The sequence below is a fragment of the Micromonospora sp. NPDC049282 genome (assembly GCF_043197045.1).
Lineage (GTDB): Bacteria > Actinomycetota > Actinomycetes > Mycobacteriales > Micromonosporaceae > Micromonospora.
The window spans coordinates 14,528-29,946 of record NZ_JBICSL010000002.1 but is presented as its reverse complement, the minus strand read 5'-3'; the positions used below and the strand labels follow the sequence as shown (position 1 = coordinate 29,946).

The following is a 15,419-nucleotide window of genomic DNA, read 5'->3' as shown; positions in this document are numbered from 1 at the left end:
GGGAAGCCCGATATAGTGGCAGCGCAACTGGCCGGCCCATGATCGCTTCGATGGTGGGCCGCATCGGGGAGGGCGCCGGCGTCTGACCGGCCGGCAACGCGCACGTTCCTCCGGCGGCCGCTCGTACGGCTGCCGGACCGTGCTGCGAAGGGGGGTTGGGGTGTCGCGTGGGCCGGTTCCGGCGGAGCACCCGGGGGATGGTTCGACGGTCGCCGCCGATCGCGTCCTCACCCTGCCCAACCTGATCAGCTTCGTGCGGCTGCTGGGCGTGCCGCTCTTCCTCTGGCTCTTCCTGGTGGTCCGGGCCGACGTGATCGCCGTCGTGGTGCTGGCCGTGGGCGGCACCAGCGACTGGGTGGACGGCTGGATCGCGCGCCGGATGCGCCAGGTGAGCCGGCTGGGCGAGCTGCTGGACCCGCTGGCCGACCGGCTCTACATCCTGGCCACCCTGCTCGCCTTCACCGCCCGCGAGGTGGTGCCCTGGCAGTTCACCGCCGCGCTGCTGGCCCGCGAGCTGCTGCTGCTCGGCTCGCTGGGGGTGCTGCGCCGCTACGGCTACGGCCCGCCGCCGGTGCACTACGTGGGCAAGACCGCGACGTTCCTGCTGCTGGCGGCGTTCCCGGTCCTGCTGCTGGCCGATGCCGCGCCGGGCGTGGCCACCGCCGCCGGGGCGATCGGATGGGGCCTGGCCTGGTGGGGCCTGGTGCTCTACTGGGTCGCCGGCGCGATGTACGTGGTGCAGGCCCGCCGGCTGGTCCGGGAGATGCGGGCGCGGCGCGCGGGGGCGACGGCGTGACGGCGGCGCCGCCACGGGACGCAGAGCGGGACCCGTCGGCGCGGGTGTACGCGCCGGACTTCCTGACCGAGCTGTTCCGCAACCCGTTGGATCCGGGTTACGCGGACGCGGCGGCGCGGCGGGCGGTGGGTCCGGTGTCGCGGGTGCGGGAGGTGCTGGGCCGGCCGGTGAGCCTGGTGGTGCTGGCGGTGATCGGTTTCCTGTTCGCGGTGGCCTACCGGGAGACGATGGCCGAGGAGCCGAGCCGGGCGACGGCGCGGGCCGGCTTGATCGCCGAGATCAAGCAGCGGGAGACGGAGACGGACCGGTTGACCGCGCGGGCGGAGCAGTTGCGCGAGGAGGTCGGCCGGCAGCGGGATGCGGCGCTGAGCGGCTCGCAGGCGTCCCGGTTGCGCAACCTGGAGGCGGGCACCGGCCTGGGTCGGGTGCGCGGCGACGGTGTGGTGGTGCGGTTGGCCGATGCGCCGCGGGACAAGGACGCGGTGACGGGCGCGGACACGGCGGAGTCGCAGGTGTTGTACTCGGACCTGCAGAAGGTCGCGAACGGCCTGTGGGCGGCGGGTGCGGAGGCCGTGTCGATCAACGGGCAGCGGTTGACGGCGACGTCGACGATCCGGCAGGCCGGTGAGGCGATCCTGGTGGACTACCGGCCGGTGACGAGCCCGTACGAGGTGCAGGCGATCGGGCCGGGGTCGATGCGGGACACGTTCGACGACGGCCGGGCGGCGGCGTTGATGCGCGAGGTGGCGCGGACGACGGGGTTGTCGTTCGGGGTGAAGGAGGTCGACGACCTCACCCTCCCGGCCGCTCCTGAGCCACGGCTACGCTACGCCGAGCCCTCGGCGAGCCCGAGCCCGTCGGGTTCGGGTGTCGGGGGTTCGTCCAGTCCCGGGCCGTCCGGTTCGGGTGTTTCTTCCAGTCCCTCGGGAGGTGGCCGATGATCGCGGTGCTGGCGTTGCTCGCCGGTGTGGTGCTGGGGGTGTATCTGGATCCCACGGTGCCGGCGGCGTTGCAGCCGTATCTGCCGATCGCGGTGGTGGCCGCGTTGGACGCGGTGTTCGGTGGGGTGCGGGCGAAGCTGGACCGGATCTTCGACGACAAGCAGTTCGTGGTGTCGTTCATCTCGAACGTGCTGGTGGCGGGTCTGATCGTGTATCTGGGCGACCAGTTGGGTGTGGGCGGTCAGTTGTCCACCGGTGTGGTGGTCGTGCTCGGGGTGCGCATCTTCGGGAATGTGGCGGCGATCCGCCGGCACCTGTTCCGGGCGTAGGTTGGTGGCGATGAGCGAGGAGCACAGGGAGACGGGCACGGGGTGGCCGCAGCCGGCGGTGCCGGGGCGGCCGTCGGGTCCGGCGGGTGAGCCGGATCCGCGTCCGGACGCGCCGGATCCGGACGAGTTGAGCCCGTTGGCGCCGGCCGAGCCCGTCGAGCCGGCCGAGCCCGCCGAGCCCGCCGAGCGGGAGGACGTGCCGGCGCCGGCGGAGGAGCCGGGGGCGGCGGCGGAGCCTGAGCGGGCGCCGGTGGCACGGCGGTTCACGTCCGCGGGGGCGATGATCGGGGTGCTGCTGGCGTTGTTGGGTTTCACGCTTGTGGTGCAGTTCAAGACGACGTCGACGGATCCGACGCTCGCGGCGACGCGGGAGGAGGACCTGGTGCGGATCTCGTCGGATCTGGATTCTCGGGAGCGGCGGCTGCGCCAGGACATCGAGGCGTTGGAGGAGAGCCAGCGGCAGTTGCGTTCGGGTGAGCAGGGTCGGCAGGCGGCGTTGCAGGAGGCGACGCGGCGTGCGGACGAGCTGGGCATCCTGGCGGGGACGCTGCCGGCGGTGGGGCCGGGCCTGGAGGTGCGGTTCTCGGGGTCGGGCAAGGCGATGTCGTCGACGCGGATCCTGGACGCGGTGCAGGAGTTGCGGGGCGCGGGCGCGGAGGCGATGCAGATCCAGGGTGCGGACGGCACCGCGGTGCGGATCATCGCGTCGACGTATTTCGTGGACGGGTCGAGTGGCGGGCTGGTGGTGGACGGGCGTCGGTTGGGTGGCCCGTACACGATCCTGGTGATCGGTGATCCGGCGACCATGCGTACGGCCTTGAACATTCCGGGCGGGGTGGTCTCAACGGTGCGGGACAACGGCGGTAACGTGGCGTCCGAGGATCGTGAGGTTGTGGAGGTTTCGCAGCTGCACGCGCCGATCAGGCTGGACCACGCCCGGCCGGTCTCCTGACCGGTCGCGGCCGCGCCGGTTTCCCCGGTGCGCCGATGACGAAGGACGCAGTTGGTGATTCCTGAGAATCTGCGGTACACCGCCGAGCACGAGTGGGTGGTCGGTGGTGACGGTGGTGTCGTCCGCGTCGGTATCACGCACTTCGCGCAGGACGCCCTGGGTGACATCGTGTTCGTGCAGCTGCCGGACTCCGGTGCGGTGGTGGCGGCGGGTGAGTCGCTGGGGGAGATCGAGTCGACGAAGAGCGTGTCGGAGATCTACGCGCCGTTGAGTGGCACGGTGTCGGCGCGCAACGAGGCGTTGGCCGACACGCCGGAGGTGATCAACACGGATCCGTACGGTGCGGGTTGGTTGTTGGAGATCACTCCGGATGATCCGGCGGCGGTCGAGGGTCTGTTGACCGCTGGTGCGTACCGCGAGCTCACCGAGAGCTGAGTTCGTGTCGTTCCGGGCGACGCGGTTGGTTCCGCGCGTCCGGTTGCCCTGCATTTCGGCGCTGGCTAGGCTCGCCCAGTCGACCGAGAACCAATAGTTTGAGCGTTGCGGAGTGCGCCTTCCCGGGCACGGGGAGCCAGCCGCCGGGTGTGGGTTCGCCCGGCGGCCAGACCCGCCATTCCCCGACGCCGACCGAACAGATCCGTGAGGTGGTCCCATGACGCGCCCAGACGACGAGTTCCCCCCGCTCGACGTCACTTCGACGCTCAATCTCGGTTCGCTCGACGAAGTGCTGGAAGGGCCGGACACCGATGTGGTGCCGAGCCGCATGTCCGGTTCGTTGCCGCCGGGAATGGCGTTGCTGGTGGTTCGCCGGGGCCCGAATGCGGGTGCCCGGTTCCTGTTGGACCACGACGTGACGACGAGTGGGCGGCACCCGGACAGTGACATCTTCCTCGACGACGTGACGGTGTCGCGGCGGCACGCGGAGTTCCACCGTGACGGCGGCACGTTCACGGTGCGGGACGTGGGCAGCCTGAACGGCACGTACGTGAACCGGGAGCGGGTCGAGGCGGCGACGTTGAGCAACGGTGACGAGGTGCAGATCGGCAAGTTCCGGGTGGTGTTCATCGCCGGTCCGCGCCCGGAGGAGGAGGCCGGCCGGGGGTGAACGAGCCTGCGGCTTCGACGCCGTCCGGTGCGGCGCGCTCACCTGGGCTGATGAGTATCGGCGAGGTGTTGGCGCAGTTGCGGGCGGAGTTTCCGGACGTGACGATCTCGAAGTTGCGGTTTCTGGAGGCCGAGGGCCTGGTGGAGCCGCAGCGGACGCCGGCGGGTTACCGAAAGTACGGCTGGGACGACGTGGCGCGGCTGCGGTTCGTGCTGACCGCGCAGCGGGATCAGTATCTGCCGTTGCGGGTGATCCGGGAGCAGTTGGCGGAGTGGGATTCGTCGGGTGCGCCGTCGGGGCGGTCGCGGCCGAATCTGGTGGCGGTCGGTCCGGGTGGTGAGGTGCCGGGTCGGGAGTCGGTGGAGCCGGTCGAGTCGTCCGAGGTGCGGTTGGGCCGGTCGGAGTTGCTGTCGCGCAGCGGGGTCGACGAGTCGACGTTGGTCGAGTTGGAGCGGCTCGGTGTGCTGGTGTCGGATCCGCCGGGGTGGTATGACGCGGATGCGTTGATCATCGCGAGTGCGGTGGCGGGGTTGGCGGCGTACGGGTTCCAGCCGCGGCATCTGCGGGCGTACCGGTCGGCGGCGGATCGTGAGGTCGGCCTGTTCGCGCAGTTGGTGGCGCCGTTGGCGCGGCAGAGTGATCCGGCGGCGCGGGCGCGTGCGGCGGAGACGGCGCGGGAGTTGATGGCGTTGTCGCAGCAGTTGCACGCGGCGTTGGTGCGGGTGGGGCTGCGGTCGACGTTGGGTCGGTGAGGTGGTGGGTGAGGGGCCGGGCGCCGTGGGGTGTCCGGCCCTTCGTCGTGGGTGGGCGCGCGCCGTTCGGTCGGCGTGGGCGTGTCGTAGGCTTGCCGGGGTAAGCCCGTCTGTCGAGGGCGTGGTGCACGTAGCGCGTGGGACTTGCGTGTCCTGGGTCCGTGTACCGTGCAGGGAAGGCGCGGTGCGAAGGTGACGACGACACGGAGGCGGCGGTGCGCGAGCTGAGCGTGGTCGGAGTTCGGGTGGAGTTGCCCAGCAACCAGCCGATCGTCCTGCTGCGGGAGGTCGAGGGGGACCGCTACCTGCCGATCTGGATCGGTGCGGTCGAGGCGACGGCCATCGCTTACGAGCAGCAGGGGGTCAAGCCGGCTCGGCCGTTGACGCATGATCTTCTGCGGGATGTGTTGGCGGCGGTGCAGGCGCCGTTGCGGGCGGTGGAGATCACCGAGTTGAAGGAGAACGTCTTCTACGCGGATCTGCTGCTGGGTGACGGGGTGCGGGTGTCGGCACGGCCGAGTGACTCGATCGCGTTGGCGTTGCGGGTGGGTGCGCCGATTCGTTGTGCGGAGCAGGTCCTCAGCGAGGCGGGGATCGTGATCCCGGACGAGCAGGAGGACGAGGTGGAGAAGTTCCGGGAGTTCCTGGACCAGGTGCGTCCGGAGGACTTCGCGGGCTGAGCGGTGGCCGGTCGGTCGGCCGGGGTGCGCGGCGGTGGTGGTCACGGTGGTGGCGACTGGCCGCCGTGTGTGCTGTGGCGGGTCGGTGGCGCGGCGTGTCGGGTGTCTCCTGCCGGTGTTGTCCGCTCCCCGGCGTTAGGGTTGCCGTGTCGAGGGGTGCGCGTACGGGGAAGTCGACGTGGCGCCGCACGGGCGGGGAGGTTGGTCCGGATGCACGAGCCGCAGGATCCTGGTCCGAGTGGGGGACAGCAGGCCGCTGACGGTGAGGTGGGCTACCGGGGGGTGACCGCGTGTTCGGCGGTGGGCATCAGCTACCGGCAGTTGGACTACTGGGCGCGGACGGCTCTGGTGGTGCCGAGTGTGCGCGACGCGTCGGGGTCGGGGACGTCCCGGTTGTATTCGTTCCGCGACCTGGTGGTGTTGAAGGTCGTGAAGCGGTTGTTGGACGCCGGGGTGTCGCTGCAGAACATCCGCAAGGCGATCGAGGCGTTGCGGTCGCGTGGGGTGGATGATCTGGCGGGCATCACGTTGATCTCCGACGGGACGACGGTGTACGAGTGCCGGTCGCCGGAGGAGGTGGTCGACCTGTTGCAGGGTGGCCAGGGGGTGTTCGGCATCGCGATCGGTGGCGCGTTCAAGGAGATCCAGGGTTCGTTGTCGCACCTGCCGGCGGAGCCGGCGGGTGGGCCGGAGCGGGACGCCCCGGCGGCGGAGCCCGAGGTGGATTCGGTGGGGGACGAGTTGGCGGCGCGTCGGGCGCGGCGTCGGGCCGGCTGATCGGCTGGCGTCTCGTGCACGGAATCGCGTCGTGGCCTTCCGGTCCGGCGCGATTCGTCGTTTCGGTGACTGTCTGTGAGCGTGGTGGGGGGCCGGCGGTGGGCGCGGGGGCCGGGCCGGCGTCGGGGCGGGTGTGTGCAGGTCGCGCTGGGTGGCCGCGCAGTATCCGAAAGAGACGGTACGCGGCCGGTGTTGACCGGCTGTGGTCGCGTGGGTGCGCCGCGTCCACCTGAGTGGGGTGTCGTGTTGACCGTCCGTAGTTGAGGGTTGTCGGGATCCTGATAGGGCAGTCGTGAACGGTGTCGGCGGGCGCGCTATGGTCCGTCTCGGTCGTCGGCGTGTCGACGTCACGGTGTGTGACGCCGCACCGGCTGGCGATGCCCCTGCCGCGGCGCTGCCGCGGACCCCTGGCGGAAGGACCGAACATGACGGTGACGAGCGAGACCACCCCGATCTCCCACTACGAGCGCATCGGTGGCGCGGCGGCGGTGAAGGCCGCGGTGGAGCTGTTCTACGACAAGGTGCTGGCGGATGGCGACCTCGCCGGCTACTTCGCCGATGTGGACATGGTCGAGCAGCGGCGGCACCTGGCGTTGATGCTGGCGGTGGTGTTGGGCGGCCCGAACGAGTACGCGGGGCGGGGATTGGCCGAGGCGCATCAGCCGCTGGACATTCCGGGGGCGCACTACGCGAAGGTCGGTGAGCATCTGACGGCGACGTTGGTGGAGTTGGGTGTGCCGGCGGATGTGATCGCTGACGTGCAGGTCGTGCTCGGTCAGGTGCGGGATCAGGTCGTGTCGGCGAGGAACGCCTGAGCGTGGACGCGGCACGGCTCAAGCAGAGTTGGTCGCTGGTGGCCGGGCACGGCGACCAGGTGCCGCTCTACTTCTATTCGACGTTGTTCCTGGCGCATCCGGAGACCCGGCAGATGTTCCCGACGAACATGGCCGGGCAGCGGGATCGTCTGGTGTCCGCGTTGGGGCACATCGTGTCGCACGTGGACCAGTTGGACCGGTTGGTGGGGTTCCTGCAGCAGCTCGGCGGCGACCACCGCAAGTTCGCGGTGCGCGCCGAGCACTACCCGGCGGTGGGTGAGGCGCTGCTGGAGACGTTGCGGCACTTCAGCGGCGCGGCGTGGACCGACGAGTTGGCCGCGGACTGGGCGGCCGCGTACGGGTTGGTCGCGCAGGTGATGACCGAGGCCGCGCAGGCGGCGGAGGCGCATTCCCCGCCGTGGTGGGTGGCGGAGGTGCTGGCGCACGAGCGGCGCACGTTCGACGTGGCGGTGTTGACGGTGCGGCCGCAGTACCTGTTGCCGTTCGTCCCGGGCCAGTCGATCGGGGTGTCGCATCCGGCGGTGCGGTCGTGGCGGTACTACTCGCCGGCGAACGCGCCGCGCCCGGACGGCACGGTGGAGCTGCACGTGCGGGCCGCCCCGGGCGGGGCGGTGTCGTCGCGGCTGGTGTACGGGTGCGCGGTGGGTGACCAGATCCACCTGGCGGCGCCGGTGGGGGACCGGTTGACGTTGTGGCCGGCCGGGTCGTCGGATCTGCTGCTGCTGGCCGGTGGGACCGGCTGGGCGCCGGTGAAGGCGTTGGTGGAGCAGGTCGCGGCGGAGGGTTCGGGGCGGCGGGTGGACCTGTACGTGGGGGCTCGCTCGCGTACGGAGTTCTACGACAGCGAGGCGATCGACAAGGTGGCGGCGTCGCATCCGTGGTTGCGGGTGTCGTACGTGGCCGGGTCGGATCCGCGGCGCCCGGGTGAGGTGCAGCGCATCGCCGATCGGGTGCTGGCCGACGGGGACTGGCGGTCGCGGCACGTGTACGTGTGCGGGTCCGACGAGATGGTGGGCCATTCGGTGGCGGCGTTGACGGAGGCCGGTTACCAGCCGGGTCAGCTGCACCACGAGGGCTTCGGCAAGCACTGGTACGGGCCGACGTGGCGTACCGTGACCACCCCTGACGGAGGTTTCCAATGAGTGCGACTCCGATCAGCAGGTACGACGCGCAGCAGGTGTCCGGGCCGGTGCAGGTGCGGTTGACCTCGGATCGGGTGCGGCGGTGGGAGTTCGGGTCGGCGGCGTTCACCCGCCGTGGCTACGAGCAGGCCGACGTGGACCGGTTCCGGATGCAGGTGGCCGACGAGTTGGATCTGCTGGCCGCGCAGGTGGCGAACCTGCGGGCGGAGAACGAGCGGCTCAACGACCATCTGGAGCTGCACCGGCACGGGGTGATCCCGAGCGCCGACAAGCCGGCGATGCCGGCGGCGAAGGAGGTCAACCTGCTGTCGGCGGCGCAGCGGGAGGCCGAGCAGATCATCGCGCAGGCCCACGACTACGCCCGGCGGGTCGCCGAGTACGCCCGCACGCAGTACGAGAGTTATCTGCGGGCGGCGGCGGAGGAGGCGAAGCAGGAGGCCGAGCGGGCGGTGATGGAGTATCGCAGCGCCGCCGGTCAGAGCGCGGACGATTCGGTGGCCACCCGGGAGGCGCTGCGGATCTTCGGGGAGATGATGATGTCGCACATGCGGGCGGCGGCGCGGCATCTCGACGACGGTAGTGAGCAGTTGGCGCGCACCATGGAGCGCATCTCCCGGGAGGCGCCGCCGGTCGGTGGCGGCGAGGCTCAGCCGGCGTTGCCGCGTCACCAGCGGTGAGGCCAAGGAGGGGCGCCGGGGGTGGGGGGGGGGGGGGGGGGGGGGGGCCCCGCGGGGGGGGGGGGGGGGGGGGGGGGGGGGGGGCGGGGGGGGGGGGGGGGGGGGGGGGGGGGCCGCCGGGGGGCCCCCCCGGCGGCCCCCGCCCCCCCCCGGGGGCCCCCACCCCGGCGCCCCTCCTCGGGTGGGGTCAGCGGGCGAGCGCGGCGACGGCGTCGGCGATGGGGGTGTCGCCGGCGACGAGTTCGACGGTGTGTCCGGCGGCGCCGGGCGCGTCCAGCAGGGCCAGCACCACCCGGGCGACGTCGGCGCGGCTGATCGCGCCGGGGGTGACGGGCCGGGCCAGGGTGATCCGGCCGGCGGGTTCGTCGTCGGTGAGGCGGCCGGGGCGCAGCACGGTGACGTCGAGGTCGCGGCCGGTGACGTCGTCCTCGGCGGCTTTCTTCGCCCGCAGGTAGGCCGCCCACACGTCGTCGGTGTCGGGTGCGGGCGGGTTGTCCACGCCCATCGAGGAGACCAGCAGGTAGCGGCGGACGCCGGCGCGTACGGCGGCGTCGGCGAGCAGCACGGCGGCGCCCCGGTCGACGGTGTCCTTGCGGGCGGCGCCGCTGCCGGGCCCGGCGCCGGCGGCGAACACGACGGCGTCGGCGCCGGTGAGGTGGGCGGCGAGGGTGTCGACGTCGGTGTGTTCCAGGTCGCAGACGACCGGTTCGGCGCCGGCGGCGCGCAGCGCGGCGGCGTGCTCGGGGTTGCGGATCAACCCGACGGCGGTGTCGCCGCGCCCGGCGAGTTCCCGCTTCAGCAGTGTGGCGATCTTTCCGTGGCCTCCGGCGATGACGACGCGCATGCTGTCAACGTAGCCCGCGGCGGGTGTCCGCGCCGGTCGACCGGCGGCAGGGGCGCGCACCGGGGCGGGCGAGGCACCATGGAGGGGTGAGCGAAGATGCGTTCCAGGCGTTGACGGCGCTGGTGGCCGCCGGTGACGTGGTGGTGCTCAGCGGCGCCGGCCTGTCCACCGAGTCGGGCATCCCGGACTATCGGGGGCCCAGCGGCGCGGCGCGGCGGCACACCCCGATGACCTACCAGGCGTTCACCCGGGATCCGGAGGCGCGGCGGCGCTACTGGGCGCGCAGCCACCTGGGGTGGCGCACCATCGCCGGGGCCGTGCCCAACGACGGGCACCGGGCGGTGGCCCGGTTGCAGCGCGCCGGGCTGCTGGGCGGGGTCATCACCCAGAACGTCGACGGGTTGCACACCGCGGCCGGCGCGAGCGGGGTGATCGAGTTGCACGGGCGGCTCGACGAGGTGACGTGCCTGGACTGCGGCAACGCCACCGGCCGTGAGGAGCTGCACCGGCGGCTGGACGAGGCCAACCCCGGGTTCGACGCGGCCGTGGCGCACGTCAACCCCGACGGTGACGTGGACCTGCCCGACGAGGCGGTGAGCGGGTTCCGCACCGTCGACTGCGCGGTGTGCGGCGCGGGCATGCTCAAACCGGACGTGGTGTTCTTCGGCGAGACGGTGCCCGCCGCCCGGGTGGCGGACTGTTTCGCGTTGGTCGAGCGGGCCCGGGCGCTGCTGGTGCTGGGCTCGTCGTTGACGGTCATGTCGGGTCGGCGGTTCGTGCTGCGCGCGGCGAAGCACGGCATCCCGGTGGGTATCGTCAACCAGGGGGCGACGCGCGGCGACGGCTACGCGGCGTTGCGCCTCGACGCGCCGCTGGGCGCCACGCTCACCGCCGTGGCGGCGCGGCTCGCCGCGCCGGCGCCCGCGCCGGTGTGATCACCCCCGGGACATGAGCCGGAAACACCGCCGCTGGTAGCGTTGGTGTCGCCGGTACCACCCACGTGGGAGAGACCGTCGATCAGGCGGCGCCGAAGGGGCAGATTCTCCCCGGAACCTCTCAGGCAAAAGGACCACGTGGGCAGGCGCTGTGGAGCGCGTCAGCGCGACTCAGGGGGAGGCCGACCCGTCGACCTCGCCCCCGCAAGGAGCGCAGCGCATGACCGCAGAGCAGTTCGCCGACCGGCACATCGGCCCCGAGCCGGACGACGAGCGCCGGATGCTGGAGGCCGTCGGCTACAGCTCCGTCGACGAGCTGATGGACGCGGCGATCCCCGAGGTGATCCGCTGGCACGGCGTCCTGGACCTGCCGGAGCCGGCCTCGGAGCGGGAGGCGATCGCCGAGCTGCGCGCCCTGGCCGCCGGCAACACCGTCGCCGTGTCGATGATCGGGTTGGGTTACCACGGCACGCACACCCCGGCGGTGATCCGCCGTAACGTGCTGGAGAGCCCGGCCTGGTACACCGCGTACACGCCGTACCAGCCGGAGATCAGCCAGGGGCGGCTGGAGGCGCTGCTGAACTTCCAGACCATGGTCACCGACCTGACCGGGTTGGCCACGGCCAACGCGTCGATGCTCGACGAGGGCACGGCCGCGGCCGAGGCGATGACCCTGGCGCGCCGCGCGAGCAAGGTCAAGAGCCAGGTGTACGTGGTGGACGCCGACGCGCTGCCGCAGACCGTCGCGGTGATCGCCGGGCGCGCCGAGCCGCTGGGTATCGAGGTGCGGGTGGTGGACCTGGACGTCGAGGCGTTGCCGGCGGAGTTCTTCGGCCTGCACCTGCAGTACCCGGGCGCGTCGGGCGCGGTGCGTGACCACGCCCCGCTGGTCGCCGCCGCGCACGCCGCCGGGGCCCTGGTGACCGTCGCGGCGGACCTGCTGGCGTTGACGATGCTGCGCCCGCCGGGTGACATCGGCGTGGACATCGCCGCCGGCACCACCCAGCGGTTCGGCGTGCCGATGGGTTTCGGTGGGCCGCACGCCGGCTACCTGGCCGTGCGCGCCGGGTTGGAGCGGATGCTGCCGGGCCGCCTCGTCGGGGTGTCCCGCGACGCCGACGGCAACCCCGCCTACCGGTTGGCGTTGCAGACCCGCGAGCAGCACATTCGGCGGGAGAGGGCGACCAGCAACATCTGCACCGCGCAGGTGCTGCTGGCGGTGATGGCCGGCATGTACGCGGTCTACCACGGCCCGGACGGGCTGCGGGCCATCGCCCGGCGTACCCACGCGGCGGCGGCCCGGTTGGCGGCCGGCCTGCGCGCCGGCGGCGTCGACGTCGCGGACGTGGCGTTCTTCGACACGGTCACCGCGACCGTGCCGGGGCGGGCGGCCGAGGTGGTGGCCGCCGCGGCGGCGCGCAACGTCAACCTGCGGCTGGTCGACGCCGACCGGGTCGGCGTGTCCTGCGACGAGACGACCACGGCGGCGCACCTTCAGGCGGTGTGGGCGGCGTTCGGCGTCGACGGCGTCGACGGCGACGTGGACGCGGCGCTGCCGGACGGCCTGGCCCGCACCGGGGAGATCCTCACCCACCCGGTGTTCCGCACCCACCACTCCGAGACGGCGATGCTGCGCTACCTGCGGCGCCTGGCCGACTTCGACTACGCGCTGGACCGGGGCATGATCCCGCTGGGGTCGTGCACGATGAAGCTCAACGCCACCACCGAGATGGAACCGATCAGCTGGCCGGAGTTCGCGCACGTGCACCCGTTCGCGCCGGCGGAGCAGACCGCCGGCTACCGGGAGCTGATCGCCCAGTTGGAGGGCTGGCTGGCGGAGGTGACCGGCTACGACGCGGTCAGCGTGCAGCCCAACGCCGGATCGCAGGGCGAGCTGGCCGGGCTGCTGGCGATCCGCGCCTACCACCGCGACCGGGGCGAGGGGCACCGCGACGTGTGCCTGATCCCGTCGTCGGCGCACGGCACCAACGCCGCGTCGGCGGTGATGGCCGGGATGCGGGTGGTCGTGGTCGGCTGCGACGCCGACGGCAACGTCGACCCGGTCGACCTCGACGCGAAGGTCGACAAGCATCGGGACGCCCTGGCCGCGATCATGGTGACGTACCCGTCGACGCACGGGGTGTACGAGACGGGCATCGCGCAGTTGTGCGCGAAGGTCCACGACGCCGGCGGTCAGGTGTACGTCGACGGGGCGAACCTCAACGCGCTGGTCGGGTTCGCCAAGCCGGGGAAGTTCGGGGCGGACGTGTCGCACCTGAACCTGCACAAGACGTTCTGCATTCCGCACGGCGGCGGCGGCCCGGGGGTCGGCCCGGTGGCGGTGCGGGCGCACCTGGCGCCGTTCCTGCCCGGTGACCCGGGCGGCGGGCACGTCGACGGGCGGCCGGCGATCTCGGCGGCCCGCTACGGGTCGGCGGGGATCCTGCCGATCCCGTGGGCGTACCTGCGGATGATGGGCGCGGCCGGGCTGGTCCGGGCCACCGGGGTGGCGGTGCTGGCGGCCAACTACGTGGCGGTGCGGCTGCGGCAGCACTTCCCGGTGTTGTACGCCGGCAACAAGGGCCTGGTGGCGCACGAGTGCATCCTGGACCTGCGGCCGTTGACGAAGGCGAGCGGGGTGAGCGTCGACGACGTGGCGAAGCGGCTCATCGACTACGGTTTCCACGCCCCGACGATGTCGTTCCCGGTGGCCGGCACGTTGATGGTGGAGCCGACCGAGAGTGAGGACCTGGCCGAGCTGGACCGGTTCTGCGACGCGATGATCGCCATCCGCGCCGAGATCGACGAGGTGGCGTCGGGGCGGTGGCCGGCGGGGGACAACCCCCTGGCGAACGCGCCGCACACCGCGGCGATGGTGTCCGGTGACGAGTGGCCGCACCCGTACCCGCGGTCGGTGGGCGCCTATCCGGGCGGGGTGGTGCGGGCGGGGAAGTACTGGCCGCCGGTGCGGCGGGTCGACGGCGCGTACGGCGACCGGAATCTGGTCTGCTCGTGCCCGGCGCCGGAGGCGTTCGAGGATTGAGGGCGCTCACGCCGGGGCGGTGGGGAATCGCCGCCCCGGCCGGCGCGCCGGCGGTCTGCGCCGGCGCGTACGCTCACTGACGCTGCGTGATCGCTCAGGCGACGAGGGCGTGGCGGGCCGGTCCCCGGTGCGGGGCGATGGTCCGCCCGTCGGGGAGCAGCTCACCGGTGTCCTCGAAGACGATGACGCCGTTGCAGAGCAGGCTCCAGCCCTGCTCAGGGAAGCAGGCGAGGACGCGGGCGGCTTCGCGGTCGGTCGCGTCGGCGGAGGGGCAGGTGGGCTGGTGCTGACACATCGGGTTCTCCGCACTGTGGGGGCACTGTGTCATGGTTCACATGACCAGTGACGCACAGTACCAAGCGAAACCGCGCGGCATCGAGCATGGATGTGTCATGTTCCCCCAGAACGGGCTGAACGGATGAGCCGGAACCACCCGGACGTCGTGGAAGCGCTCCCACAGGTACCGTTCGATGTGCCCGGCGCGCCGCGGTCCTGCCGGTCCCGGCTGGTCGAGACCGCCCGGCTGCAGTGGCGCCTCGGCGACGGCGGCGACCCCGCCGACCTGGCCCAACGCTTCCTCACCACGCACGGCGTACGCGTCGACGACCTGGCCCGACCCGGCCGGCACACACCCGACGGGGTGTGCGGGGCGGCGCTGTTCCTGTCCGCCGCCGCCGGCGCGTACGCCATCGGCGCGCCGACCGGCGCGCCCACCCCGGCGCCCGCGCTGCCCGACCTGGTGGTGGTCGTCTACCGACACGCCGACCCGCCGCCGCGGCGGCCGGCGACCACGCCCGGCTGGTCGCTGGCCGACTGGCGCGACAGCTGGACCCCCGCCGCGCACGCCGCCGCCGTCGAGGCGGTGCGCGCCGCCATCGCCCGCGGCGACGTCTACCAGGTCAACCTCGTCGGGCACGCCGCCGCCGGGTACGCCGGCGATCCCCGCCCGGCGCTCGCCCGCCTCGCCGCGCTGCCCGGCGCCCGCTACGGCGGCACCCTCACCGGCCCCGGCTGGGCGCTGGGCTGCGCCTCCCCGGAGACGCTGATCGCCGTCGAGGGCGGCCGACTGGTCACCCGGCCGATCAAGGGCACCCGCCCGGCCACCGCCGCCGGTCGCCGCGAGCTGCTCGCCTCGGCCAAGGAACGCGCCGAACACGTGATGATCGTCGACCTGGAACGCAACGACCTGGCCCGGATGGCCCGCACCGGGTCCGTGCGCGTCGACGAGCTGTTCGCCGTACGCCGCTGGTGTGACCTGTGGCAGGCGGAGTCGACGGTGTCGGCGGCGCCCGCCGGCGGCCTGGGCCTGGCCGACCTGCTGCGCGCGGTGTGTCCCGGCGGCTCGGTGACCGGCGCGCCCAAGCACGCCGCGCTGGCCCAGGTGGCCGCGCGGGAGCCGGTGGGTCGGGGCGCCGGCATGGGCGCGCTCGGCTGGGTCGCGTCGGACCGCCTCGACCTGGGGCTGACCATCCGCACCGCCGCGGCCGACGCCCACCGGCTGCACCTGTGGGCCGGCGGCGGCATCACCTGGGGCAGCGATCCGGCCGCCGAGGTCGCCGAGGCCGCCGCCAAGGCCGCCCCGATCCGGGCGCTGCTCGCCGCCGGCTGAC

At 72.9% G+C, this 15,419-nt stretch carries 17 protein-coding genes and 1 riboswitch; of the genes, 15 read left to right on the top strand and 2 right to left on the bottom strand.

The window, feature by feature from the left end; genetic code table 11:
- Positions 1-160: 160 nt before the first annotated feature.
- The 12 genes from ACGFI2_RS03870 (at position 161) to ACGFI2_RS03815 (ending at position 8,987) form a co-directional block, all read left to right on the top strand.
- A complete protein-coding gene (locus tag ACGFI2_RS03870) occupies positions 161-796 on the top strand; it encodes a CDP-alcohol phosphatidyltransferase family protein (protein ID WP_393510172.1) in 636 nt (211 codons plus the stop codon).
- On the top strand, positions 793-1,737 hold the full coding sequence (locus ACGFI2_RS03865) for a DUF881 domain-containing protein (RefSeq protein ID WP_393510169.1): 945 nt from the start codon (positions 793-795) through the stop codon (positions 1,735-1,737). The genes ACGFI2_RS03870 and ACGFI2_RS03865 overlap by 4 nt, the downstream gene beginning before the upstream one ends.
- The gene (locus ACGFI2_RS03860; protein ID WP_007071104.1) at positions 1,734-2,066 is read left to right on the top strand and encodes a small basic family protein; all 333 of its coding nucleotides are present in this window, start codon (positions 1,734-1,736) and stop codon (positions 2,064-2,066) included. Before ACGFI2_RS03865 ends, ACGFI2_RS03860 begins: the two co-directional genes overlap by 4 nt.
- Positions 2,067-2,076: 10 nt before the next feature.
- Positions 2,077-3,018, top strand: coding sequence for a DUF881 domain-containing protein (locus tag ACGFI2_RS03855; protein WP_393510167.1), 942 nt, complete (start codon positions 2,077-2,079; stop codon positions 3,016-3,018).
- Positions 3,019-3,072: 54 nt separating this feature from the next.
- A complete protein-coding gene (gene gcvH, locus ACGFI2_RS03850; protein ID WP_393510165.1) occupies positions 3,073-3,453 on the top strand; it encodes a glycine cleavage system protein GcvH in 381 nt (126 codons plus the stop codon).
- A gap of 217 nt (positions 3,454-3,670) precedes the next feature.
- Entirely contained in the window at positions 3,671-4,123 is a 453-nt protein-coding gene (locus tag ACGFI2_RS03845) for an FHA domain-containing protein (protein WP_007071101.1), read from the top strand.
- Positions 4,124-4,173: 50 nt separating this feature from the next.
- On the top strand, positions 4,174-4,875 hold the full coding sequence (locus tag ACGFI2_RS03840; protein WP_175441184.1) for a MerR family transcriptional regulator: 702 nt from the start codon (positions 4,174-4,176) through the stop codon (positions 4,873-4,875).
- A gap of 215 nt (positions 4,876-5,090) precedes the next feature.
- The gene (locus ACGFI2_RS03835) at positions 5,091-5,555 is read left to right on the top strand and encodes a bifunctional nuclease family protein (RefSeq protein WP_091056860.1); all 465 of its coding nucleotides are present in this window, start codon (positions 5,091-5,093) and stop codon (positions 5,553-5,555) included.
- A gap of 210 nt (positions 5,556-5,765) precedes the next feature.
- The gene (locus tag ACGFI2_RS03830) at positions 5,766-6,332 is read left to right on the top strand and encodes a MerR family transcriptional regulator (protein ID WP_393510161.1); all 567 of its coding nucleotides are present in this window, start codon (positions 5,766-5,768) and stop codon (positions 6,330-6,332) included.
- A 425-nt stretch (positions 6,333-6,757) separates the two neighbouring features.
- Positions 6,758-7,147, top strand: coding sequence for a group 1 truncated hemoglobin (locus ACGFI2_RS03825; RefSeq protein ID WP_393510158.1), 390 nt, complete (start codon positions 6,758-6,760; stop codon positions 7,145-7,147).
- A 2-nt stretch (positions 7,148-7,149) separates the two neighbouring features.
- Positions 7,150-8,310, top strand: coding sequence for a globin domain-containing protein (locus ACGFI2_RS03820; protein WP_393510155.1), 1,161 nt, complete (start codon positions 7,150-7,152; stop codon positions 8,308-8,310).
- The gene (locus ACGFI2_RS03815; protein ID WP_393510152.1) at positions 8,307-8,987 is read left to right on the top strand and encodes a DivIVA domain-containing protein; all 681 of its coding nucleotides are present in this window, start codon (positions 8,307-8,309) and stop codon (positions 8,985-8,987) included. The genes ACGFI2_RS03820 and ACGFI2_RS03815 overlap by 4 nt, the downstream gene beginning before the upstream one ends.
- A 187-nt stretch (positions 8,988-9,174) precedes the next feature.
- Here the strand turns inward: ACGFI2_RS03815 and ACGFI2_RS03810 are convergent, their stop codons facing one another.
- Entirely contained in the window at positions 9,175-9,831 is a 657-nt protein-coding gene (locus ACGFI2_RS03810; protein ID WP_393510149.1) for an NAD(P)H-binding protein, read from the bottom strand.
- 86 nt (positions 9,832-9,917) lie between these two features.
- On the opposite strand from ACGFI2_RS03810, the gene ACGFI2_RS03805 reads away from it, so the two are divergent.
- Positions 9,918-10,766 carry an NAD-dependent protein deacetylase gene (locus ACGFI2_RS03805; RefSeq protein WP_393510146.1) on the top strand — a complete coding sequence of 283 codons (849 nt, stop codon included), beginning with the start codon at positions 9,918-9,920 and terminating at the stop codon, positions 10,764-10,766.
- Positions 10,767-10,822: 56 nt separating this feature from the next.
- Positions 10,823-10,913: riboswitch (glycine riboswitch) on the top strand.
- A gap of 73 nt (positions 10,914-10,986) precedes the next feature.
- Entirely contained in the window at positions 10,987-13,809 is a 2,823-nt protein-coding gene (gene gcvP / locus ACGFI2_RS03800; RefSeq protein WP_393510143.1) for an aminomethyl-transferring glycine dehydrogenase, read from the top strand.
- Positions 13,810-13,903: 94 nt separating this feature from the next.
- On the opposite strand, the gene ACGFI2_RS03795 is transcribed toward gcvP, so the two are convergent.
- A complete protein-coding gene (locus ACGFI2_RS03795) occupies positions 13,904-14,104 on the bottom strand; it encodes a DUF5999 family protein (RefSeq protein WP_013286363.1) in 201 nt (66 codons plus the stop codon).
- Positions 14,105-14,227: 123 nt separating this feature from the next.
- Between ACGFI2_RS03795 and ACGFI2_RS03790 the strand changes: the two genes are divergently transcribed.
- Positions 14,228-15,418, top strand: coding sequence for a chorismate-binding protein (locus ACGFI2_RS03790; protein WP_393510140.1), 1,191 nt, complete (start codon positions 14,228-14,230; stop codon positions 15,416-15,418).
- Position 15,419 lies beyond the last annotated feature (1 nt).

Coding starts and splice junctions, on each gene's coding strand:
- ACGFI2_RS03860 (WP_007071104.1), top strand. CDS start 1,734: ATGATCGCGGTGCTGGCGTTGCTCGCCGGTGTGGTGCTGGGGGTGTAT.
- ACGFI2_RS03855 (WP_393510167.1), top strand. CDS start 2,077: ATGAGCGAGGAGCACAGGGAGACGGGCACGGGGTGGCCGCAGCCGGCG.
- ACGFI2_RS03845 (WP_007071101.1), top strand. CDS start 3,671: ATGACGCGCCCAGACGACGAGTTCCCCCCGCTCGACGTCACTTCGACG.
- ACGFI2_RS03840 (WP_175441184.1), top strand. CDS start 4,174: ATGAGTATCGGCGAGGTGTTGGCGCAGTTGCGGGCGGAGTTTCCGGAC.
- ACGFI2_RS03830 (WP_393510161.1), top strand. CDS start 5,766: ATGCACGAGCCGCAGGATCCTGGTCCGAGTGGGGGACAGCAGGCCGCT.
- ACGFI2_RS03825 (WP_393510158.1), top strand. CDS start 6,758: ATGACGGTGACGAGCGAGACCACCCCGATCTCCCACTACGAGCGCATC.
- ACGFI2_RS03815 (WP_393510152.1), top strand. CDS start 8,307: ATGAGTGCGACTCCGATCAGCAGGTACGACGCGCAGCAGGTGTCCGGG.
- ACGFI2_RS03810 (WP_393510149.1), bottom strand. CDS start 9,831: ATGCGCGTCGTCATCGCCGGAGGCCACGGAAAGATCGCCACACTGCTG.
- gcvP (WP_393510143.1), top strand. CDS start 10,987: ATGACCGCAGAGCAGTTCGCCGACCGGCACATCGGCCCCGAGCCGGAC.
- ACGFI2_RS03795 (WP_013286363.1), bottom strand. CDS start 14,104: ATGTGTCAGCACCAGCCCACCTGCCCCTCCGCCGACGCGACCGACCGC.
- ACGFI2_RS03790 (WP_393510140.1), top strand. CDS start 14,228: ATGAGCCGGAACCACCCGGACGTCGTGGAAGCGCTCCCACAGGTACCG.